This is a genomic window from Burkholderia sp. MSMB617WGS (genome assembly GCF_001532025.2).
Classification (GTDB): Bacteria; Pseudomonadota; Gammaproteobacteria; order Burkholderiales; family Burkholderiaceae; genus Burkholderia; species Burkholderia savannae.
In genome coordinates this window covers 2,335,249-2,357,567 of sequence record NZ_CP013457.1, presented here as the reverse complement: position 1 = coordinate 2,357,567, position 22,319 = coordinate 2,335,249, and the positions used below count along the sequence as shown (strand labels likewise).

Here is a 22,319-nt window from a genome sequence, read left to right as displayed (position 1 = left end):
TTTTTGTGCTATGCTGCGCGCACGCAAGTTTTAGGTCCTTCCAAGCAAGACTTGATTCGCGCAATCCGCTAAACGGTCAGGCCGTGTCGCGGAAGGTTGAGTAACCCGCTATTTCTCGAGAAGCTCGAAGAAAGGTGAGCGTCAAATGTCAGATGTAATGAAGCAGTTCCAGCTGAACTCGTATTTGTTCGGCGGCAATGCTTCGTATGTTGAAGAACTGTACGAAGCCTATTTGGATAACCCGGCGTCGGTGCCGGATAACTGGCGCGAATATTTCGACGCGCTGCAGAACGTCCCCGCAACCGACGGTTCGAACGCGAACGACGTGGCTCACAACCCGATCGTCGAGTCGTTCGCCCAGCGCGCGAAAGCCAACGCTTTCATTCCGCGCGAAAGCGGTGCCAATCTCGCCACCGCCCGCAAGCAAGTCCACGTTCAGTCTCTCATCAGCGCGTATCGCTTCCTCGGCTCGCAATGGGCCAACCTCGATCCCCTGAAGCGCCGCGAACGCCCCGCGATTCCCGAGCTGGAACCCGCGTTCTACGATTTCTCCGAAGCCGACCTCGACCAGACGTTCAGCGCGAGCAACCTGTATTTCGGGTTCGAGCAGGCGTCGCTGCGCGACATCGTCAAGGGGCTGCGCGACACGTACTGCGGCACGATCGGCGCCGAGTACATGTACATCAGCGATCCCGAGCAGAAGCGCTGGTGGCAGGAGCGCCTCGAGTCGACCCGCGCGACGCCGAACTTCTCGGCTGACGAGAAGAAGCACATCCTGAACCGCCTGACGGCCGGCGAAGGCCTCGAACGCTACCTGCACACGAAGTACGTCGGCCAGAAGCGCTTCTCGCTCGAAGGCGGCGAGAGCTTCATCGCGGCGATGGACGAAGTCGTCCAGCACGCGGGCTCGAAGGGCGTGCAGGAAATCGTCATCGGCATGGCGCACCGCGGCCGGCTGAACGTGCTCGTGAACACGCTCGGCAAGATGCCGGCGGATCTCTTCGCCGAATTCGAAGGCAAGCACGTCGACGACCTGCCGGCAGGCGACGTGAAGTACCACAAGGGCTTCTCGTCGGACATCGCGACGCAAGGCGGCCCGGTGCATCTGTCGCTCGCGTTCAACCCGTCGCACCTCGAAATCGTGAACCCGGTGGTCGAAGGTTCCGCGAAGGCGCGGATGGATCGCCGCGGCGACGCCGACGGCCTGCAAGTGCTGCCCGTGCAGATTCACGGCGACGCGGCGTTCGCCGGCCAGGGCGTCGTGATGGAAACACTGAACCTCGCGCAGACGCGCGGCTACGGCACGCACGGCACGCTGCACATCGTCATCAACAACCAGATCGGCTTCACGACGTCGGACCCGCGCGACGCGCGCTCGACGCTGTACTGCACGGACGTCGTCAAGATGATCGAGGCGCCGGTGCTGCACGTGAACGGCGACGATCCGGAAGCGGTCGTCCTCGCGACGCAGATCGCGATCGACTACCGGATGCAGTTCCACAAGGATGTCGTGATCGACATCGTCTGCTTCCGCAAGCTCGGCCACAACGAGCAGGACACGCCGGCCGTCACGCAGCCGCTGATGTACAAGAAGATCGCGCAGCACCCGGGCACCCGCGCGCTGTACGCGGAGAAGCTCGTGCAGCAGGGCGTGATCACGGCCGAAGAAGGCGACGGCTTCGTGAAGGCGTACCGCAAGGCGATGGACGACGGCCATCACACGGTCGATCCGGTGCTGTCGAACTACAAGAGCAAGTACGCGGTCGACTGGATGCCGTTCCTGAACCGCAAGTGGACGGACGCGGCCGACACCGCGGTGCCGCTCGCCGAGTTGAAGCGCCTCGGCGAACGCATCACGACGGTGCCGGAAAACTTCAAGGTTCACCCGCTCGTCGAGCGCGTGATCAACGATCGCCGCAACATGGCGCGCGGCGATCAGCCGCTCGACTGGGGCATGGGCGAGCATCTCGCGTACGCGTCGCTCGTCGCGTCGGGCTACGCCGTTCGCCTGACGGGCCAGGACTCGGGCCGCGGCACGTTCACGCACCGTCACGCGGTGCTGCACGACCAGAACCGCGAGCGCTGGAACGACGGCACGTACGTGCCGCTGCAGAACATCTCGGAAGGCCAGGCGAAGTTCAACGTGATCGACTCGGTGCTGTCGGAAGAGGCGGTGCTCGGCTTCGAATACGGCTACTCGACCGCCGAGCCGAATACGCTCGTGCTGTGGGAAGCGCAGTTCGGCGATTTCGCGAACGGCGCGCAGGTCGTGATCGACCAGTTCATCTCGTCGGGCGAAGTGAAGTGGGGCCGCGTGTCGGGTCTCACGATGCTGCTGCCGCACGGCTATGAAGGCCAGGGGCCGGAGCACTCGTCGGCGCGCATCGAACGCTATCTGCAGCTGTGCGCGGAGCACAACATGCAGGTCGTCCAGCCGACGACGCCCGCGCAGATCTTCCACCTGCTGCGCCGCCAGATGATCCGCCTGTTCCGCAAGCCGCTCATCGTCGCGACGCCGAAGTCGCTGCTGCGCCACAAGGAAGCGGTGTCGGACCTGTCGGAGCTCGCGAAGGGTTCGTTCCAGCCGGTGCTGGGCGAAGTCGACGGCGGCATCGACGCGAAGAAGGTCAAGCGCGTGGTCGCGTGCTCGGGCCGCGTGTATTACGACCTCGTCGCGCATCGCCGCGAAGCGAAGGCGAACGACGTCGCGATCATCCGGATCGAGCAGCTGTATCCGTTCGCGCACAAGCAGTTCGAAGCGGAAATGAAGAAGTACGAGAACGCGACGGAAGTGGTCTGGGTGCAGGACGAGCCGCAAAATCAGGGGCCGTGGTTCTACGTCGAACACCACCTGAAGGAAGGCATGAAGGAAGGGCAGAAGCTCGCGTACAGCGGCCGCCCGGCTTCCGCCTCGCCGGCTGTCGGCTATTACGCGAAGCACTACGAGCAGCAGAAGGCCCTCGTCGAAGGCGCATTCGGCCGCTTGAAGAGCGCATCGATCGCGAAATAAAGAGGCGTAGCGAAGCGGGAAGGCGCGATGCGCTTTCCCGCGCGCTTTCGACCGCAGGCGCCGCGCGCCGCGACACTCGACAGCGCTCGCAGACGCCTCGTCGTTACCCAGATTAAGCATCCAGGAAATTCACATGGCTATCGTAGAAGTCAAAGTCCCCCAGCTCTCCGAATCGGTTTCGGAAGCGACCATGCTGCAGTGGAAGAAGAAGCCCGGCGAGGCCGTCGCGCAAGACGAAATCCTGATCGAGCTCGAGACCGACAAGGTCGTCCTCGAAGTGCCGGCGCCCGCCGCGGGCGTGCTCGCGCAAGTGCTGCAGAACGACGGCGACACGGTTGTCGCCGACCAGGTGATCGCGACGATCGACACCGAAGCGAAGGCAGGTGCCGCCGAAGCGGCGGCAGGTGCAGCCGAAGTCAAGCCGGCGGCGGCGCCCGCCGCAGCCGCACCGGCGCCGGCCGCGCAGCCGGCCGCCGCGACGGCGTCGAGCTCGGCGGCGGCATCGCCGGCCGCGTCGAAGCTGCTGGCCGAGAAGGGCCTGTCGGCCGGCGACGTCGCAGGTTCGGGCCGCGACGGCCGCATCACGAAGGGCGACGCGCTGGCCGCAGGCGCGCCGAAGGCCGCACCGGCTGCCGCACCGGCTGCCGCACCGGCGAAGCCGTCGCTGCCGGAAGTGAAGGTGCCGGCGTCGGCGACGACGTGGCTCAACGACCGTCCGGAGCAGCGCGTGCCGATGTCGCGCCTGCGCGCACGCATCGCCGAGCGTCTGCTCGAGTCGCAGCAGACCAACGCGATCCTGACGACGTTCAACGAAGTGAACATGCAGCCCGTCATGGATCTGCGCGCGAAGTATAAGGACAAGTTCGAGAAGGAGCACGGCGTGAAGCTCGGCTTCATGTCGTTCTTCGTGAAGGCCGCCGTGCACGCGCTGAAGAAGTTCCCGCTCGTGAACGCGTCGATCGACGGCAACGACATCGTCTATCACGGCTACTTCGACATCGGCATCGCCGTCGGCTCGCCGCGCGGCCTCGTGGTGCCGATCCTGCGCAACGCGGATCAACTGAGCCTCGCCGACATCGAGAAGAAGATCGCCGAATTCGGCCAGAAGGCGAAGGACGGCAAGCTGTCGATCGAGGAAATGACGGGCGGTACGTTCTCGATCTCGAACGGCGGCGTGTTCGGCTCGATGCTGTCGACCCCGATCATCAACCCGCCGCAGTCGGCCATCCTCGGCGTGCACGCGACGAAGGAGCGCCCTGTCGTCGAAAACGGCCAGATCGTGATCCGTCCGATCAACTATCTGGCGCTGTCGTACGACCACCGGATCATCGACGGCCGCGAAGCGGTGCTGTCGCTCGTCGCGATGAAGGACGCGCTCGAAGATCCGGCGCGCTTGCTGCTCGACCTGTAAGCACGCTTTTCACACCGTATCGAACCGCTTCGGCGGGCCGCGCGGGCGCCCATTGCGAGGCGCCTGCTCGGCTTGCCGGAGCCAAACCAAAGGATTGTCATGTCGAAGGAATTTGACGTCGTCGTGATCGGCGCGGGCCCGGGCGGCTACATCGCCGCGATCCGCGCCGCGCAACTGGGCAAGACCGTTGCCTGTATCGAGAAATGGAAGAACCCGGCCGGCACGCTGAAGCTGGGCGGCACGTGCCTGAACGTCGGCTGCATCCCGTCGAAGGCGCTCCTCGCTTCGTCGGAGGAGTTCGAGAACGCGCAGCACCACCTCGCCGACCACGGCATCAGCGTCGACGGCGTGAAGATCGACGTCGCGAAGATGCTCGCGCGCAAGGACGCGATCGTCGAGAAGATGACGGGCGGGATCGAGTTCCTGTTCAAGAAGAACAAGATCACGTGGCTCAAGGGCCACGGCAAGTTCACCGGCAAGACCGATGCCGGCGTGCAGATCGAAGTGAGCGGCGAGGGCGAAACCGAAGTCGTCACCGCGAAGAACGTGATCATCGCGACGGGCTCGAAGGCGCGTCACCTGCCGAACGTGCCCGTCGACAACACGATCGTCGCGGACAACGAAGGCGCGCTGACGTTCGACACGGTGCCGAAGAAGCTCGCCGTGATCGGCGCGGGCGTGATCGGCCTCGAGCTCGGCTCGGTGTGGCGCCGCCTCGGCGCCGAAGTGACGGTGCTCGAGGCGCTGCCGGCGTTCCTCGGCGCGGCCGACGAAGCGCTCGCGAAGGAAGCGGCGAAGCTGTTCAAGAAGCAGGGCCTCGACATCAACCTCGGCGTGACGATCGGCGAAGTGAAGACGAGCGCGAACGGCGTGTCGATCGCGTACACGGACAAGGACGGCAACGCGCAGACGCTCGACGCCGACCGCCTGATCGTGTCGGTGGGCCGCGTGCCGAACACCGACGACCTCGGCCTCGAGGCGATCGGACTGAAGGCGAACGAGCGCGGCTTCATCGACGTCGACGACCACTGCCGCACCGCGGTGCCGAACGTCTACGCGATCGGCGACGTCGTGCGCGGCCCGATGCTCGCGCACAAGGCGGAAGACGAAGGCGTGCTCGTCGCGGAAGTGATCGACGGCCAGAAGCCGCACATCGACTACAACTGCATTCCGTGGGTGATCTACACGCACCCGGAAATCGCGTGGGTCGGCAAGACGGAGCAGCAGCTGAAGGCCGAAGGCCGCGAGATCAAGTCGGGCAAGTTCCCGTTCTCGATCAACGGCCGCGCGCTCGGCATGAACGCGCCGGACGGCTTCGTGAAGATGATCGCGGATGCGAAGACCGACGAGCTGCTCGGCGTGCACGTGATCGCCGCGAACGCGTCGGACCTGATCGCGGAAGCCGTGGTGGCGATGGAGTTCAAGGCGGCGTCGGAAGACATCGCCCGCATTTGCCACCCGCATCCGTCGATGTCCGAAGTGATGCGCGAAGCGGCGCTCGCCGTCGACAAGCGCTCGCTCAACAGCTAAGCGCGAAAACGCAGCACCGCGCGCCGGCCGTCGCGGCCGGCGTCGCTGTCTCTCGGCGAAGGCGGGCGGGATTTTCCGCTCGCCTTCGTTTTTGCCGGTTTGCATGATGAACGTCACCGAATACTACGAGCACGAGCTGAAGACGCGCGGCTATCAGTCCGATGCCGCGCAGCGCGCCGCGGTCGAACGCCTGCAGCGCTGCTACGCCGAATGGGTCGCCTACAAGGCGCGTCGCTCGAATGCGTTCAAGAAACTCGTCATACGCCCGGATTTGCCGCGCGGCGTCTACATGTGGGGCGGCGTCGGGCGCGGCAAGAGCTTCCTGATGGACAGCTTCTATGCGATCGTGCCGGTGCAGCGCAAGACGCGGCTGCATTTCCACGAGTTCATGCGCGAGGTGCATCGCGAGCTCGAAGAGCTGAAAGGGCAGGCCGATCCGCTCGACGAGCTCGCGCGCCGGATCGCGAAGCGCTACCGGCTCATCTGCTTCGACGAATTTCACGTGTCCGACATCGCCGACGCGATGATCCTGTACCGGCTGCTCGACCGGCTGTTTTCGAACGGCGTGCAGTTCGTGATGACGTCCAATTACGACCCGGACGATCTGTACCCCGACGGCCTGCATCGCGACCGGATGCTGCCCGCGATCGCGCTTCTGAAGGACAGGCTCGACGTGCTGAACGTCGACGGGGGCGTCGACTATCGGCAGCGCACGCTCACGCAGGTGCGGATGTATCACACGCCGCTCGGCGCGGACGCCGATCGCGCGCTGCGCCATGCGTTCGGCCAGCTCGCCGCGGTGCCGGACGAGAGCCCGATCCTGCACATCGAGAAGCGCGAGATCAAGGCGCTGCGCCGCGCGGACGGCGTCGTCTGGTTCGATTTCGCGACGCTCTGCGGCGGCCCGCGCTCGCAAAACGATTATCTTGAGCTCGCGAGCCGCTTTCACGCGATCGTGCTGTCGGAAGTGCCGCAGATGTCGCCGCGGATGGCGTCCGAAGCGCGCCGCTTCACGTGGCTCATCGACGTGCTGTACGACCACAAGGTGAAGCTGCTGATGTCGGCCGCGGTGGCCGCGGAAGATCTGTACATCGAAGGACCGATGGCGAACGAATTCAGCCGCACGGTCTCGCGGATCGTCGAGATGCAGTCGAAGGAGTATCTCGAGGCGCCGCGCCGCCTGATCGATACGTCGCTCACCTGATCCGAACCGCCGGGGCGGCGGGCGCGCATCGCGCCTCGCGCGCCCCGAATGACCCGACCCGAATTCGAAAAGCGCGTCAGACGGTTAACTTCGGTTAATTCGGTATTAACTATTCTTAAATCGGCGCGCGCCGTGTTTCCAACGCCGGCTCGTCTCGATATCGTTGCGCCATGTTCTTCATGAACGGAGAAACACATGACGCCGTATCGCGATATAACCGATGAGGAGTGGCAGCGCGTCGCTCCCTTGCTGCCCGAGCTGCGCCCGCGCAAGGAGATGCGCGGCAGACCGCTCGCGGATACGCGCGCGGTGCTCAACGGCGTGCTGTGGGTGATCTACAGCGGCGCGAACTGGTCGGCGATGCCGCGCCGTTTTCCCGCATATCAGACGTGTCATCGCCGCTTCAAGGCGTGGCACGAATCGGGTGCGTTGAAGCGCGTGCTCGTCGAATTGTTCGGCGCGGAGAGCGAGGATCTGTGCGAGCTGATGACGATGCGCATGCGCACGCATGCGCGCTCGAAAGCGGCTCACGCGCGCAGCGTCGCAGCGTCGACGACATCGACCGCGCCGCGTCTCGATTGCACGCTCGAGCACGTCGTCTGACGCGACGCGGGCAGCATGCCGCGCGCATGAAAAAACCGGCCTGGCGCAAACGCACAGGCCGGTTTTGTTTTCGTCGCTCGGCGCTCGCTCGCGAGACCCGGCGCGCGAGCGGCAATGTCGGCGCGACGAGGCCGACGTGCGAGGCGCGTTACTGCGCGCGCATCCAGGTCTGCGAGCGGCCGAGCAGCGACACGCCGATGTAGCCGCGCACGACGAGCTTCTGGCCGCCTTCCTCGAGCGTCATCTTGCACTTGTAGACCTTGCCGTTTTCCGGGTCGAGGATGTTGCCGCCGTCCCAGCCTTCGCCTTCCTTCTTCATCGCCTTGATGATCGTCATGCCCTTGATCAGCTGATCCTTGCGCTCGTCGGAGCACGCGGTGCAGCGGCGATCCGGCGTGTCGTTCTCGCCGAGGCCCTTGACGACCTTGCCCGACAGCTCGCCGCTCGCGTCTTCGCTGATCTGCACGAGCGCCTTCGGCTTGCCCGTGTGGTCGTCGATCGTCTGCCACGTGCCGATGGGGCTGTTCGCTTGAGCGAATGCGCTCGCGGCGCATGCGAGCAGCGCGCCTGCCACGGTGAACGAGCGCAGTGAACGAGTCATTTGAAACATGTCTTCCTCCTTGGATCGCACGATGTCGTTTTCGTCGGCTCGCGGGCCGTTTGCGTCGAACGGCGTTGCATGCGAGCTGTGCGCAGAATACGTGAATCTGCGCATCGCGTTTGATACAAGTGCTTCTAATCGAAGCACCGATGCGAAATGAAAAACTGAAAACGCGCGCGGCCCGCCGGATCTCGACGGGCCGCGTGAGCGCAGCGGGAAGGGCGCGAGCGCGTCAGTAGAGCTGATACGAGAACGATGCGTTCACGCGCGGGCTGCGCGACGCGCTTTCGATCGGCGCATCGCCGACGGGTTTCGCGATCGACACGTCAAGATTGTAGAAGCGGCTGTCGGTCAATCGCACGCCGAGCGCGACCGACGACAGGCGGTGCGGCACCGGCGTGCCCGAATGCAGATACACGCGCGCCATGTCGTACGCGACGTATGGCGTGATGCTCTTCAGGTACGTGAAGCCCGGCGCGAATGCGCGATTGAGCTCGAGCGACGCGCCCCATCCCGAATCGCCCGACGTCTCGCCCGGTTGATAGCCGAGCGCGAAGCGCTGCGCGCCGAACGAGATCTGCTCGGTGGTCGGCAGCGAATCCGGGCTGTACTGGCCGGTGAGCTGCACGGTCGAGCCGATCTTGAACGGCCACTCGTTCGTCTGCACGAAGGTCGCGCCGGTGCGCACGAACGTCGTCGACGCGGGATTCGTCGCGACGACGCCCGGGATGTTCGTGATGCCCGATTTCGACGCGCCGAGAATGTCGAACGCCTTCGCGACATTGAAGCTCAGCTTCTGCACTTGTTTCGGCTGCACGCTCGTGTAGTCGAGCTGCATTTGCAGCACGCGCACCTGCGAGCGCGTGCCGATCATCGCGCCGGTGATCTGGTTCTGGTAGCGATCCTCGCTGTGCGACGCATAGCCCGACACCGTGCCGAGCAGACTGCGCTGATTGCTCAGCATCAGCGGATACGATGCGGACAGGCCGAGCTTGTCGTTGATCACGGTGCGCTGGACGTTCGGCAGCACGGTCTGGTCGACGGACGGATTGCCGCGGTAGTGGCTCGCGTCGAGGCGCGTGACGAGGCCGTTGCTGCCGATCGGCACGGCGCCGCTAAACGACACGTACGTCTGGTTGTTCGGCCCCTTCGGGAACAGCGCGGAGATGCTCATCTGCTCGCCGAGCGACGTGAGGCCGTTCTCGGTCATCGTGAAGAGCCCCTGCAGACCAGGGTTGTTCGTATTGAGCCCCGCGCTCACGTTGAACGGCTTGCGATCGACGTTCAGCTCGAGCGTCGTCGCGCCGTCGGTGTTCTGCGGCGGCGGCACGTTCGCCTTGACGGCCACGCCGGGCAGCAGGCCGAACGTGTTCACGTAGCGCTCGAACGTCGCGCGGCGCAGCGGCCGATCGTCCATGATGTGCGCGGCGATTGCGCGCACCTTCGGTTCCATCGCGCCGGGCCGGCCGGTGATCTTCACGTTCGCGACGTAGCCTTCGACCACCGTCACGCGCACGGCGCCGCCTTCGAACGTCTGCGCGGGGATGAACGCGAACGAGAGGGCGTAGCCGCGCTCCTGATACAGCTTCGTCACGCCGTTCGCTGTCTCGATCAACTGGCCGATCGTGATGTCCTTGCCGACGAGCGGCGTGAAGCGCTGCGAGATCTCTTCGAACGGAATCGACTTGACGCCTTCGACCTGGAACGAGGTCGGCGTCAGATGCCGCGCGAGCAGCGCCTGCACCTGGACTTCCTGCGGCGCGACCTGCACGGTCACGCTCGGCCGCTGAGGAGTGTTGATCTGTGGCAGCGCTTCGAGCGGGTTGCCGCCCGAGCGGCTCTGCGCATGCGCGGCACCGGCGGCCGCGACGAGCGCGAGCAAGAGCATCCAAGATTCGTGTCTGGATTTCATTGTGATTCCTCGTGGGCCTCTTTGTGCTTGTGATCTTCTAATGTCGATGCGCGGCGTTTGGCGCGCCGCGCATCGTGGTCTTCCGTTGTTCTAATCCGACTGCCACCACGCCGCGCGCTCCTTGCCGGAAGGAGCGCGCGGTACTTCGCATCACTTACCAAAGCTGCCCAGCGTGCCGAGCGCGCCCGTCACGGGAGCGAGGAGCCCCGTCGTCGAGCCGCTCGCCGTCGACGACGACGTGGCGCCGGACAACGTGCCCGTGACAGTATTCAGCAAACTGGTAACGGGCGCGAGCGGGTTTGTACTAGCACCCGTGCCGCCGCTCGCGAGGCTCGTGATCGGCGCAAGCGGGTTGCTCGCGCCGCCCGACGTCGTGCCGCCGCCGAGCGCGCCGGTCGGCAGCGCGCCGCCGCCGAGGCTCGACAGCAGGCCGTTCAGCGGGCTGCCGAGCGTCGAGCCCGAGCTCGAACCCGAGCCGCTCGCGACCGTCGCCGTCGAGCCGCCGACGAGGCTCGTGATGAGACCGGGGATCGGCGCCGCGCCGTTCGGTGCGGCCGGATTGACGAGGCCGCCCGCGTTCGTCACGGTGTTGCCGAGCGTCGACACGAGCTGGCCGACGTCGCCGACCACCGGCTGCGACGACGTGCCCGCGATCTGAGTGCCGGCCGAGCTGATCGCGCCGCCGACCTGCTGCAGCAGGCCCGACACCGGCTGGCCGACGCCCGTCGTCGTGCCCACCGTCTGCGTGACCTGGCCCGCCGTGATGACGAGCGGCGTGACCGCCGAGCTGATCGGTTGCGTGATCTGCTGGACCGGGCCCGTCGACAGCGCGTTGCCGAGCATCGTGCCGGCCGCGTTCACGCCGTTCGCCGCCGTCGCGAGCGCACCCGCGACGGGCGTCGTGACGGGCGAGAGCGGCGCGAGCGGGCCGGTGCCGAGCGCCTGCACCGTCTGGCTTGCGCCTTGCACGGTATTGCTCGCGGCGCTCACGACGTTGCCGAGGCCCGCGACCGTCGTGCCGACCGGATTCTGCGTCGAGCCGATCTGGCCGAGGCCGTTGCTGATCGCGTCGGCGGCGGCGTTGACGATGCCGCCCGTGCTGCTCACCGTCGCGCCGACGCCTTGCGTGACGCCGCTGCCGAGGCCCGGCACGCTCGTCGAGCCGACCGTGTTGCCGATATCGGTCGCGGTCTTGCCGAGCGTGTTGACGACGCCGGACGTGCCGGTCGTGGTCGTCGTCGGGTTGTTCGGGTTGGTCGGCGTCGTGTTGTTGCCGCTGCCGCCGTTGTTCGCGGACGGCGGCGCGGTGACGTCGCTGCCGCCGCACGCGGCGAGCACGCACGCGGCCGCGAGCGCGGTGAGCGGAACGCGCCAGGCCGCGACCGCGAACGACGGGACGAAACGTTTCTGGTTCATGATGTTCTCCTCGCTGTCTCTTCTCTGATGCTGGACGGGCGCCCGCCCTGTTGGGCGGACGGGCGCCTGCCTGTTACTTCTTGATGCCGCCGAGCAGGCCGCCGACGAGCGACGTAACGGGCGACAGCAGGTTGGTCGTGCCGCTCGTGCCGGTGCTCGTGCCCGTCAGCGGCGCGGTGAGGCTCGCGACCGGATTCGTCGCGGTCGACGTCGAGCTCGTCGCCGGCGCCGCCGTTGCCGCGCCGCTCAGCGCGCCCGTCGCGGTCGACACGAGGTTCGTGATCGGGGCAAGCGGGCTCGTCGACGTCGTCGCGCCGCCCGTTGCGCCCGTGAGCGCGCCGGTGACGGTCGACACGAGGCCCGTGACGGGGGCGAGCGGATTGCTCGAGCCCGTCGTGCCGCCCGTTGCGCCCGTGAGCGCGCCGGTGACGGTCGACACGAGGCCCGTGACGGGGGCGAGCGGGTTGCTCGAGCCCGTCGTGCCGCCGGTTGCGCCCGTGAGCGCGCCCGTGACGGTCGACACGACGTTCGTGAGCGGCGCGAGCGGGGTGCCCGAAGTTGCGCCGCTCACGCCGCTCAGCGTGCCCGTCAGGCCGCCGACCGCGGCCGTGATCGGCGCGAGCGGATTCGTCGAGCCGGTGCCGCCCGTCAGCAGGCCGCCGACCGACGTGATCGTGTTGCCGGTGGCCGACACGGTCTGGCCGAGGCCCGTCGTGACCGGGTTGTTGCCCGTCTTCGAGATCAGCGCGCCGGCCTGGTTCAGGCCGCCGCCGATCGTGCCGAGCAGCGTGTTGACGGGCGCGCCGAGGCCCGTCACGTTGCCGACCGTTTGCGTCGCGCCCGTGACCATCGACGTGATCGGCGTGATCGCGGAGCTGACCGTCTGCGTCAGTTGCTGGACGGGGCCCGTCGACAGCGCGGTGGTGAGCGTCGTGCCGCCCGCGGTGATCGCGTTGCCGAGCGTGCTGACGGCGCCGCCGAGCGGCGACGTGAGGGGCGACAGCGGCGCGAGCGGGCCCGTGCCGAGGCTCGTGACGAGATTGCCCGTCTGCGTGACGGCGCCGCCCAGCTGGCTGACCACGCCGCCCGTGCTCGCGACGGTCGTGCCGATCGGATTGGTCGACGAACCGAGCTGGCCGATGCCGCTCGTCACGCCCGAGCCGAGCGCGCCGACCGCGCCGCCGAGGCTCTGGACGACGCCGCCGAGCGCCTGCGTCGTCTGCGGGTTCACGCCGGGCAGCGCCTGGCTGCCGACGACGGTGCCGAGGCCCGACACGGTCGAGCCGGCGCCGCTGATGATGCCGCCCGCGTTGCCGGCGACCGTGCCGAGCGCGTTGACGCTCGACGAAGTCGACGTGCCGCCCGAGGTCGAACCGCTGCCCGACGTGGAGCCGCCGCCGGAGGTCGAGCCGCCGCCGCCCGACAGGCCGCCCGTCGAGCCGGCGCCGCCGCTGCCGCCGGAACCCGAGCCGCTCGAGCCGCTCGTGCCGCCCGAACCCGAACCCGAACCGTCGCCCGTCGTGGAAATCGCGTTGCCGCCGCCGGAGCCCGAGCCCGAGCCGTCGAGGCCCTTGCTGATCGTGCCGGAACCGCCGCAAGCGGAAAGGGAGAGCATGGCTGCCACGGTGGCCGCGATCAAAGTCGTCCGGAGCGTGCCATGAGAAATGGTCTGAATATTCATCATCGTCCTCGCATTGGTGTGTTGTCTGTTCATTGGTGTGCTGCCCCTGCGGACGACTTCTCTGCAACTGGCGTGCCATTTCGCTGGACGGTCTTTTCGGTGCGTGAGGAGATGGCCAGCAAACCCTTGTCGGTAAAGGATTTGAGGCGAACGGGAGGTTTCGGGTGATGAAGGGGAAGGCGCGTGCGGCGGGCGTGTTTTTATGTGTTCGTAACGTAACGCCGCGCGCTTTGCGTTACGCGTGCGGCGTAACGTGCGACAAATGCAGGGCACGATTCATCGATATTTGAATCGTCTGATTTACTAATGGATTAGATATGTAGATCTAACCTATCGTAAGTCCTTATGGGTAAGGGCTACCGATAGGCCGTAAAAATAAGCGTGCGCGCTGTCATAATGTCTGATCAAAATTGACAAAGATGTGGAACGAAAAAAAGTTCGGATATATGATGCGCCCGTGCGTAATTTGTACGACATAGTACATCAGGGAATACGAGGAGGGAGCCGCCGACATGAATGTTAACTTGTATCAAATTGTTAGAAACTCTTGAAAAAAGAGTTATAACCAAACCGCCCGAGCCGGCATTAAAGTCGGACTGGCGGGGCAAGGTCGGCCGATAGCGAAAAGCAAGGCCAGTGAAGACTCAAGGCACGAGGATCAACATGAAACAACTGATGAAGCGCTTCCTTAATGAGGACGCAGGGGTAACCGCGATCGAATACGGGTTGATCGCGGGTCTCATCGCGGTGGCCATCGCGACGACCGTCGGCACGCTCGGTACCGATCTGAGCGCGCTGTTCAGCACGATCGCCAGCAAATTGCCAGCGGCTTGACTTTCACATCCAATTGCGCGTTATCACGAATTGCGGATTGCTTCGGCAATCCGCAAACGTTGCTGGGCGGCCGGGGTTGAAATGATTCACCTCTTCAGTATTGGATTCTTTTTCGCCTGGACTGCGGCCGTTGCAATTTCCGATTGTCGCGATCGCCGTATTTCCAACGAATTGGTGCTTGTCGGTCTTGCCGCCGTTATCATTTTTACAGTCTTCCGACAAAACCCATTCAATATGACGTTGACAGGCGCATTGATCGGCGGGGTAGTCGGCCTGGTTTCGCTTTTTCCATTTTTCGCGCTGCGCGTGATGGGTGCCGCGGACGTCAAGGTATTCGCGGTGCTCGGCGCGTGGTGCGGCCTGTCGGCGCTGCCGTGGCTGTGGATCGTCGCGAGCGTCGCGGCGGGCATTCACGCGCTCGGCCTCATGTTCCTGAGCCGCACGCCGTTCGGCTCGCTCGGCCGCAGCGGCGCGCCCGCGTTCGCGCTCGGCGCGCACCGCTCCGCGCCTTATGCGGCGTTTCTCGTCGCGCCCGCCGCCGCGTGGCTCGTCTACCTGATTCACACCGGAGGCACGCGATGAAGCGCGCGCTCGGGCGGTTCGCGTCGTTACGGCGCCAGCGCGGCGCGACCGCGGTCGAATTCGCGATCCTGTTTCCCGTCTTCTTCATGATCCTCTACGGAATCATCACGTACGGGATGATCTTCGCCGCGCAGCAGAGCCTGACGCTCGCCGCGACGGAGGGCGCGCGCGCGGCGCTCAACTACCAGGTCGCGCAAACGCCCGCGGCGGCGCTCGGCCTGCGCGCCGCGGCCGCGTGCACGGCCGCGAACAACCTGACGGGCTGGCTGTCGGGCGCGACGTGCTCGACCTCGCAGAATTTCACGTGCTCGTACGACTCGACGATGTACTGCATCCAGGTGACGGTCACGTATCCGTACGCGGCCAATCCGCTCGTGCCGACGGTCGCGCTCTTCAACGCGGTGCTGCCGACGGCGCTGACGAGCCAGGCGACGGTGCAGATCAACCCGACGAACATCATATGAACGCGATCGACTAGGCCGGGCCGCCGCGCCGCGCCGTGCGCCGGCGGCCTTCTCCAACGACTTCTCTTGCGCTGCACTGATAACAACCATGGCCAATCACTTGACCAAGATCGTCGCGGGGCTGCTGATCGGGATCGCGATCCTGCTCGGCATTTACGCGTGGCTGCTCGGGCGCAAGCCCGCGCCCGCCGCGCCGGTTGCCGCGCCCGCCGTCGCCACGGCGATGGTGCCCGTCGTCGTCGCGAAGCGCGCGCTGCCGGCCGGGCAGCCGATTCCCGCCGATGCGCTGAAGGTGCAGCAGACGCCGACGCCGATCGCGGGCGCATTCCCGAATCCGATGCTCGTCACGGGCCGCATCCCCGCGAGCGACATCGTCGCGCAGGCGCCCGTGCTCGAGAGCGAGCTGATGTCGGGGCTCGCCGACCAGATCGCGCCGGGCGAGCGCGCGATCGCGATCAAGGTCGACGACACGAACGCGGTCGGCAATCGGCTGCGGCCCGGCAACTTCGTCGACGTGTTCGTGAATCTGAAGCGCGAAGCCGGCTTCGGCTCGAACGGCTCCGAGATCACGCGATCGCAGGCGCGGCTGCTGCTGTCGCGGGTGCGCGTGCTGTCGTTCGGCGATGCGACGGCCGATCGCGACGGCTCGCCGGGCCCGACGGGCGCGGGCGCGCGCACCGCGGTGCTCGCCGTGCCGACCGCGCAGGTCGACGCGCTCACGCTCGCCGAAGCGAGCGGCCGGCTCGTGCTCGCGCTGCGCAGCCCGCGCGACGAGGACGTCGCCGCGCAGACGGTCGCGATGCGCGCATCGAGCGCGGGTGGGCCTTCGAATCAGGCGGCGGACGGGCTCGTGCTGGGCGAGCTGTCGGGCAGCGGCGGCGTGCCGGCGCAGACGCCGCGCGCGGCGCCCGCGCGGGTGGCCACGGCGGCGGCCGCGCCGCGCGCGGGCGGCAGCATCGAAGTGATTCGGGGTGGGCGGGCCGAGACGGTCGCCTATTGATCGACGAGTGGATTCGAACAGTGACGGCAGGGAGAGGGCCGGCTCGCGCCGGTCTCCGACACGATGAAAAATAAACTGATTGCATGGGCGATGGCGTTCGGCGTGTTGCTGTCGTTCGCCGCGCGGGCGGCGCAGATGGGGACGATCGAGCTCGCGACGGGCGCGCAGCGGCAGATTGCCGTCGGGCGCGGCGTGCAGCGGGTCGCGGTGGGCGATCCGAACGTCGCGGACGTGCTCGTCGTCAAGGGCGGGCGCGGCGGCGTCCTGCTCGTCGCGAAGGCGGCCGGCTCGACGAGCCTGATGGTGTGGGAGCGCGGCCGCGACGAGCCGGCCGTGTACACGGTCGACGTCGTGAGCGGCGCCGCGCGCGAGCTTCTCGATTCCGGCTCGCCGAGCGTGAAGGCGTACAACGGCACGGCGGTCGTGTCCGGCTCGGCCGCGACGCTCGACGCGCATGCGCGCGCGCTCGCGCTCGGCAAGGGGATGGCCGGCAAGGACGGCGGCGTCGTCGACGCGTCGACGGTCGGCGGCAAGAGCGTGGTGCAGGTCGACGTGCGCGTCGTCGAGTTCAGCCGCTCGGTGCTCAAGCAGGCGGGCCTGAACCTCTTCAAGCAGAACAACGGCTTCACGTTCGGCTCGTTCGCGCCGTCCGGCCTCGCGTCGGTGACGGGCGGCGGGACGTCGTCGATGTCGGTGTCGGCGAACATCCCGATCGCCTCCGCGTTCAATCTCATCGTCGGCTCGGCGACGCGCGGCCTCTTCGCCGACCTGTCGATCCTCGAGGCGAACAACCTCGCGCGCGTGCTCGCGCAGCCGACGCTCGTCGCGCTGTCCGGGCAGAGCGCGAGCTTTCTCGCGGGCGGCGAGATTCCGGTGCCGGTGCCGCAGGGGCTCGGCACGACGTCGATCGACTGGAAGCCTTACGGCGTCGGCCTCACGCTGACGCCGACCGTGCTGAGCCCGCGCCGGATCGCGCTCAAGGTCGCGCCGGAGTCGAGCCAGCTCGACTTCGTGCATTCGATCACGCTCAACGGAATCACGGTGCCCGCGCTCACGACGCGCCGCGCGGACACGACGGTCGAGCTCGGCGACGGCGAGAGCTTCGTGATCGGCGGGCTGATCGATCGCGAAACGACGTCGAACGTCAACAAGGTGCCGTTCCTCGGCGACCTGCCGATCATCGGCACGTTCTTCAAGAATTTGAGCTATCAGCAGAACGACAAGGAACTCGTGATCATCGTGACGCCGCATCTCGTCGCGCCGATCGCGAAGAACGCGTCGCTGCCCGCGACGCCCGGCGAGCTGTCCGAGCAGCGCGACGGTCCCGTGTGGCGGTCGTATCTCGGCGGCGTGCTGTCGCCGGACGCGGGGCCGGGATTCTCGAAATGAGTGCGCGACGTCACGACAGCGCGAGCGCCGCCACGCGGCGCGCAACCGGGATGCTTCATCATGAACGCGAGAACACTATCTTTGGCTGAGCCCGCCGTCACCGACTACTTCGTCTGTGCGTCGCTCGAGGGCGAGCATGTGCGCTGGCTCGCGCAGACGCTCGTTTCGGCGGGCGCGGTGGAGGCCGCGCCGCTCGAGCCGGCGGCGCTCGCTCAGCGGATCGCCGGGCTCAATCCGGTGCTCGTCTTCGTCGATTTCTCGGGCGGCCACGCGCAGGCGGCGAGCGCCGTGGCGGCGGCCGTGCGCCTGTCGCATCCGGGGCTGCCGATCGTCGCGCTCGGCTCGCTCGGCGAGCCGGAAAGCGCGCTCGCCGCGCTGCGCGCGGGCGTGCGCGACTTCATCGATTTTTCCGCGCCCGCCGAGGATGCGCTTCGGATCACGCGCGGGCTGCTCGACCACGTCGGCGACCAGCCGAGCCGCCACGGCCGGCTGATCGCGCTCCTCGGCGCGCGCGCCGGGATGGGCGCGAGCACGCTCGCCGCGAACCTGTCGGTGCTGTTGCAGCGGCGCTCGGCCGCGCAAGGGCGGCAGACGGCGCTCATCGATCTCGGGCTGCCGGCGGGCGACGGCGCGCTGTTCCTCAACACGCGCTGCGAATTCGATTTCGTCGAGGCGGTGCGCAACCTGCGCCGCTTCGACCGGACCTTCGTCAACACGGCGCTCGCGCGCCACGCGAGCGGCGTCGCGCTGACGTCGCTGCCGCCGAACCTCGCCGGGCTGCGCGACGTGTCGTACGCGTCGTGCGTCGGGCTCCTGAACCGCCTGCGCGCGTTCTTCGACTACCAGATCGTCGACTTGGGCGGCTTCTCGAACCGCGATTTCGTCGTGCAGACCGCGAACGCGGCCGACGAATCGTGGCTCGTGTGCGACCAGGGCGTCGCCTCCATCGTGTCGGCCGTCGAGCTGCTCGAGTCGCTGCGCGACGCGGGCGTCGATACCGACAGCGTGCGTCTCGTCGTCAACCAATACGATCCGGCGCTCGGCCTCGCGCCCGCGCAGATCGCCGAGCGCCTCGGCCTCGCGCTCGCCGCGACGTTGCCGTCGCGGCGCGTGCCGATCGGGCATGCGGCCAATCAGGGCAAGCTGATCGTCGACGTTGCCGAGCGCGATCCGTACGTGCGCGCGCTCGAGCCGCTCGTCGAGTGCGCGACGGGCGGCTCGGGGGCCGCCGCATCGCGTCCGGCGAGCGGTCTTTCCGCGCTCAGGCGCTTCATTCAACCCACCTCCAAGCGGTCGTAAGAGATGGCACACGACATTCAATTTGCCGACGGGGCGACGCCGTTCTCGCAAACGCAGCAGTTCCACGACATCAAGAACGCCGCGCACGAACATCTGCTGACGCGCATCGAGGAGCTGGGCGCGGAGTTCGGGCGCTGGTCGCGGCAGGCGATCAACCAGTTCGTCGATCTCGAGATCGACAGCTTCGTGAGGCTGCGCCGCATTCCGCTCAACGAAAACGAAGTGCGCGCGGTCGCGCAGGCGCTGACGAAGGAGCTCGCGGGCTTCGGGCCGATCGAGGACCTGCTCGCCGATCCGCACGTCGAGGACATCCTGATCAACGGCTACAGCGACGTGTACGTGTCGAAGCACGGGATACTGGCGAAGCTGCCCGTGCGCTTCACCGACAACGCGCACCTGCTGCGGATCGTGCGGCGCATCCTCGCGCCGATCGGCCGGCGGCTCGACGAGTCGAATCCGATGGTCGACGCGCGGCTGCCCGACGGCGGGCGCGTGAACGTCGTGATCGAGCCGCTGTCGATCGACGGCCCCGTCGTGTCGATCCGCAAGTTCCGCAAGGACCCGCTGAAGCCCGCTGATCTGCTCGCGAACGGCACGTTCAACGACGAGATCGGCACGCTGCTCGAGGCCGCGGTCGCGGCGCGCTGCAACATCCTCGTGTCGGGCGGCACGAGCTCGGGCAAGACCTCGCTCCTGAACGCGCTCGCGTTCCACATCCCCGAGGCCGAGCGCGTCGTGACGATCGAGGACACGGCCGAGCTGTCGCTCAACCACCCGCACGTCGTGCGGCTCGAGAGCCGGCCGGGCGGTTTCGACGGCACGGGCGTCGTGACGATCCGCGACCTGCTGCGCAACACGCTGCGGATGCGGCCCGACCGGATCATCGTCGGCGAAGTGCGCGGCGGCGAGGTGCTCGAGATGATGCAGGCGATGAACACCGGCCACGACGGCTCGATGGGCACGATCCACGCGAGCTCGCCGCGCGAATGCCTGTACCGCCTCGAGATGCTCGCCGGCTTCGCGGGCTTTCAGGGCACCGAATCGAGCCTGCGCCGGCAGATCGCGAACGCGGTCGACTTCATCGTGCAGATCGGGCGGCTGTCGAACGGGCGGCGGCGCATCCTGTCGGTGACCGAAGTGACGGGGCTGTCCGACAACATCATCGCGACGCAGGAGCTCTATCGCTACGAGCCGCGCGTGAACGCGGACGGCGACGAGACCGACGCGTGGGAGTCGCTCGGCATCCATCCGCATTCGCCCAAGCTCGCGCGCTTCAGGCAGGCGCTCGCGGGCGGCGGCTTCGGCGGCGAGCCGTTCGGCCGCGGCGGGGGCTTCAATGTCTAGCGCGGCGCTTTGGGCGCTCGCGCTCGCGCTGCTGTGCGCGGCCGGGGCGCTCGCGCTGTGGCGGCGCGGCGAGGCGACCAAGGAGCGCGCGCACGCGGCGCGCTACATCGACAGCCGGCTCGAGCCCGGCGCGCGCCCGGGCGCGCCGCCGAAGGCGCCGCTCGCGGGCGAGCCCAAGCGCGCGGCCGCGGCGGGCGACGCGCCGGGCGCGAAGCCCGCCGAGGGCCTCACGCGGTGGCGCGAGCGCGTGGCGCACGCATGGCTCAACGTGTCGAACCGCGCGGGCGTGCCCGAGATCCGCACGCCGCTCGTCGCACTCGTCGCGGCGACGGGCGTCGCGACGCTGTGGATGGGCCTGCGCGCCGGCTGGCTCGCGGCCGTCGCGGTGCTCGTGGCCGGCGCGACGCTCGTGCTGTTCTGGCTTGTGTCGCGGATACAGAAGCGGCGCATGCAGATCGTCCGGCAACTGCCGTCGTTCCTCGACGGCATCGTGCGGCTCGTCACGCTCGGCAACAGCGTGCCCGCCGCGTTCCAGGCGACGCTGCAGACGACCGAGGCGCCGCTGCGCGGCTGCCTCGACCACGTGTCGCGGATGCTGCGCTCGGGCGTCGAGATCGATCGCGCGATGGTCCACATCGCGGCGCTCTACCGGATCAAGGAATTCGAGCTCGTCGGCTCGGTGCTGCGGCTGTCGGTCAAGTACGGCGGCCGCGCGGACGTGATGCTCGACCGGATGGCCGTTTTCATGCGCGACCTCGAGCAGGCGGAGCGGGAGCTGATCGCGATGTCGGCGGAGACGCGGCTGTCCGCGTGGGTGCTCGGCCTGCTGCCGATCGGCCTCGGCAGCTTCGTGATCGCGACCAACCCGAAATACTTCAGCACGATGTGGCTCGATCCGTCAGGCCGGCAGCTCGTGTATCTCGCGTTCATGTTGCAGATCGCCGGCGGCTACTGGCTGTACCGGCTGGCCCGATTGAGGTGACGACGATGGACCCCAGCCGTCTCGGCGCAATCGCGCTCGTTCTCGGCGCGCTCGGCGTGCTGCTGCTCGCCGTGCTCGCGATCATGCGGATCGTGCTCGCGCAGCGCTCCGATCGCGCGCTCGCCGACGCGCTCGGCCAGCGCGCGGCCGCGCTGGAGGCGGCCGTCGCGCGCACGACGGCGCGCGCCGCGCCAGCCGGCGGCGCGGCGCGCGCGAGCGCAGCGGAAGAGCCGGCGCCGGTCGCGCGCCGTGCGCGCTTCGCGACGCTGCTCGACCGCGCGGGCACGTTCGGCATGCGGATGCTCGACACGCGGCTCGGCAAGCAGATCGTCGCCGACGAGGACCGGATGCTGCTCGAGCAGTGCGGCTATGTCGACGCGCACACGCGCGGCATCTTCCTCAGCGCGCGGATCGCGTGCGCCATCGCGCTGCCGGCCGCCGCGGCGATCGTCGGCGGCGAGACGGTCCGCACGCATCTGAGCGCGTGGGTCGCGATGTCCGTCATCGCCGGCTTCATGCTGCCGAAGATCCATGTGCGCCGCCGTGCGGCGGCGCGCCGCCAGTCCGTCGTCGACGAGATGCCGCTCCTCGTCGACATGCTGCGGCTGCTGCAGGGCGTCGGGCTGTCGCTCGACCAGAGCATCCAGGTCGTCACGAATGATTTCAGGGGGATGCTGCCGGTGCTGTCGTCGGAGCTCGCGATCGCCCAGCGGCAGTTCGCCGCGGGCCGGGCGCGCGAGCAGTCGCTGCAGCGCCTCGCGACGAGCTTCGACAACGAGGACCTGCGCGCGATCGTGCGCCTGTTGATTCAGGTCGACAAGCACGGCGGCGCGGTGCAGGAACCGCTCAAGCAGTTCGGCGACCGGCTGCGCGAAGTGCGGCGCGCGATGCTGCGCGAGCGGATCGGCCGGCTCACCGTGAAGATGACGGGCGTGATGATTCTCACGCTGCTGCCCGCGCTCTTCATCGTGACGGCGGGGCCGGGGATGCTCGCCGTGACGCATGCGCTCACGGCCGCGCGCCGTTGACCACATCGGCCGGCGCGCAATGAAGGAAG

Annotated in this window: 19 protein-coding genes; 15 read left to right on the top strand and 4 right to left on the bottom strand. The window is 67.6% G+C overall.

The window, feature by feature from the left end; all coding sequences use genetic code 11:
* Nucleotides 1-145: 145 nt before the first annotated feature.
* From WT60_RS11590 to WT60_RS11565, 5 genes are all read left to right on the top strand, one after another.
* Nucleotides 146-3,010: a 2-oxoglutarate dehydrogenase E1 component gene (locus WT60_RS11590; RefSeq protein WP_038743250.1), complete on the top strand. Its 2,865-nt coding sequence runs from the start codon at nucleotides 146-148 to the stop codon at nucleotides 3,008-3,010.
* Nucleotides 3,011-3,143: 133 nt separating this feature from the next.
* Nucleotides 3,144-4,421 carry a 2-oxoglutarate dehydrogenase complex dihydrolipoyllysine-residue succinyltransferase gene (gene odhB / locus WT60_RS11585; protein ID WP_059670367.1) on the top strand — a complete coding sequence of 426 codons (1,278 nt, stop codon included), beginning with the start codon at nucleotides 3,144-3,146 and terminating at the stop codon, nucleotides 4,419-4,421.
* A 99-nt stretch (nucleotides 4,422-4,520) separates the two neighbouring features.
* A complete protein-coding gene (gene lpdA, locus WT60_RS11580; RefSeq protein WP_059645179.1) occupies nucleotides 4,521-5,951 on the top strand; it encodes a dihydrolipoyl dehydrogenase in 1,431 nt (476 codons plus the stop codon).
* 106 nt (nucleotides 5,952-6,057) lie between these two features.
* Nucleotides 6,058-7,155 carry a cell division protein ZapE gene (zapE, locus tag WT60_RS11575; protein WP_038743349.1) on the top strand — a complete coding sequence of 366 codons (1,098 nt, stop codon included), beginning with the start codon at nucleotides 6,058-6,060 and terminating at the stop codon, nucleotides 7,153-7,155.
* A 195-nt stretch (nucleotides 7,156-7,350) separates the two neighbouring features.
* A complete protein-coding gene (locus WT60_RS11565; RefSeq protein ID WP_038743244.1) occupies nucleotides 7,351-7,758 on the top strand; it encodes a transposase in 408 nt (135 codons plus the stop codon).
* A gap of 148 nt (nucleotides 7,759-7,906) precedes the next feature.
* Here WT60_RS11565 and WT60_RS11560 read toward each other — a convergent pair whose 3' ends face one another.
* The 4 genes from WT60_RS11560 to WT60_RS11540 form a co-directional block, all read right to left on the bottom strand.
* Nucleotides 7,907-8,368, bottom strand: coding sequence for a DUF2147 domain-containing protein (locus tag WT60_RS11560; protein WP_038743347.1), 462 nt, complete (start codon nucleotides 8,366-8,368; stop codon nucleotides 7,907-7,909).
* Nucleotides 8,369-8,591: 223 nt separating this feature from the next.
* On the bottom strand, nucleotides 8,592-10,247 hold the full coding sequence (locus tag WT60_RS11550) for a ShlB/FhaC/HecB family hemolysin secretion/activation protein (RefSeq protein WP_186448587.1): 1,656 nt from the start codon (nucleotides 10,245-10,247) through the stop codon (nucleotides 8,592-8,594).
* A 174-nt stretch (nucleotides 10,248-10,421) separates the two neighbouring features.
* Nucleotides 10,422-11,687 (bottom strand): collagen-like triple helix repeat-containing protein, encoded by a 1,266-nt coding sequence (locus WT60_RS11545; protein WP_038743240.1) that lies wholly within the window; start codon nucleotides 11,685-11,687, stop codon nucleotides 10,422-10,424.
* Between the two features lie 73 nt (nucleotides 11,688-11,760).
* Nucleotides 11,761-13,368 (bottom strand): collagen-like triple helix repeat-containing protein, encoded by a 1,608-nt coding sequence (locus tag WT60_RS11540; protein ID WP_060356062.1) that lies wholly within the window; start codon nucleotides 13,366-13,368, stop codon nucleotides 11,761-11,763.
* On the opposite strand from WT60_RS11540, the gene WT60_RS34425 reads away from it, so the two are divergent.
* From WT60_RS34425 to WT60_RS11495, 10 genes are all read left to right on the top strand, one after another.
* The gene (locus WT60_RS34425; RefSeq protein WP_161788621.1) at nucleotides 13,345-13,536 is read left to right on the top strand and encodes a hypothetical protein; all 192 of its coding nucleotides are present in this window, start codon (nucleotides 13,345-13,347) and stop codon (nucleotides 13,534-13,536) included. The genes WT60_RS11540 and WT60_RS34425 overlap by 24 nt on opposite strands.
* Before the next feature lie 468 nt (nucleotides 13,537-14,004).
* Nucleotides 14,005-14,202 carry a Flp family type IVb pilin gene (locus WT60_RS11535; protein ID WP_161788620.1) on the top strand — a complete coding sequence of 66 codons (198 nt, stop codon included), beginning with the start codon at nucleotides 14,005-14,007 and terminating at the stop codon, nucleotides 14,200-14,202.
* A gap of 81 nt (nucleotides 14,203-14,283) precedes the next feature.
* The gene (locus WT60_RS11530; protein ID WP_060355992.1) at nucleotides 14,284-14,784 is read left to right on the top strand and encodes a prepilin peptidase; all 501 of its coding nucleotides are present in this window, start codon (nucleotides 14,284-14,286) and stop codon (nucleotides 14,782-14,784) included.
* Nucleotides 14,781-15,248, top strand: coding sequence for a TadE family protein (locus WT60_RS11525; protein ID WP_038743235.1), 468 nt, complete (start codon nucleotides 14,781-14,783; stop codon nucleotides 15,246-15,248). Before WT60_RS11530 ends, WT60_RS11525 begins: the two co-directional genes overlap by 4 nt.
* Nucleotides 15,249-15,336: 88 nt before the next feature.
* Nucleotides 15,337-16,248 (top strand): Flp pilus assembly protein CpaB, encoded by a 912-nt coding sequence (cpaB, locus tag WT60_RS11520; RefSeq protein ID WP_060355993.1) that lies wholly within the window; start codon nucleotides 15,337-15,339, stop codon nucleotides 16,246-16,248.
* A gap of 63 nt (nucleotides 16,249-16,311) precedes the next feature.
* Complete coding sequence (locus WT60_RS11515; protein WP_038743231.1) at nucleotides 16,312-17,637, top strand: type II and III secretion system protein family protein; 1,326 nt, start codon at nucleotides 16,312-16,314, stop codon at nucleotides 17,635-17,637.
* A gap of 60 nt (nucleotides 17,638-17,697) precedes the next feature.
* On the top strand, nucleotides 17,698-18,936 hold the full coding sequence (locus WT60_RS11510; protein ID WP_038743229.1) for a fimbrial protein: 1,239 nt from the start codon (nucleotides 17,698-17,700) through the stop codon (nucleotides 18,934-18,936).
* Between the two features lie 3 nt (nucleotides 18,937-18,939).
* A complete protein-coding gene (locus tag WT60_RS11505; protein ID WP_038743227.1) occupies nucleotides 18,940-20,280 on the top strand; it encodes a CpaF family protein in 1,341 nt (446 codons plus the stop codon).
* The gene (locus WT60_RS11500) at nucleotides 20,273-21,262 is read left to right on the top strand and encodes a type II secretion system F family protein (protein WP_060355994.1); all 990 of its coding nucleotides are present in this window, start codon (nucleotides 20,273-20,275) and stop codon (nucleotides 21,260-21,262) included. The genes WT60_RS11505 and WT60_RS11500 overlap by 8 nt, the downstream gene beginning before the upstream one ends.
* A 5-nt stretch (nucleotides 21,263-21,267) precedes the next feature.
* Nucleotides 21,268-22,290, top strand: coding sequence for a type II secretion system F family protein (locus tag WT60_RS11495; RefSeq protein ID WP_038743223.1), 1,023 nt, complete (start codon nucleotides 21,268-21,270; stop codon nucleotides 22,288-22,290).
* Nucleotides 22,291-22,319: the final 29 nt, after the last annotated feature.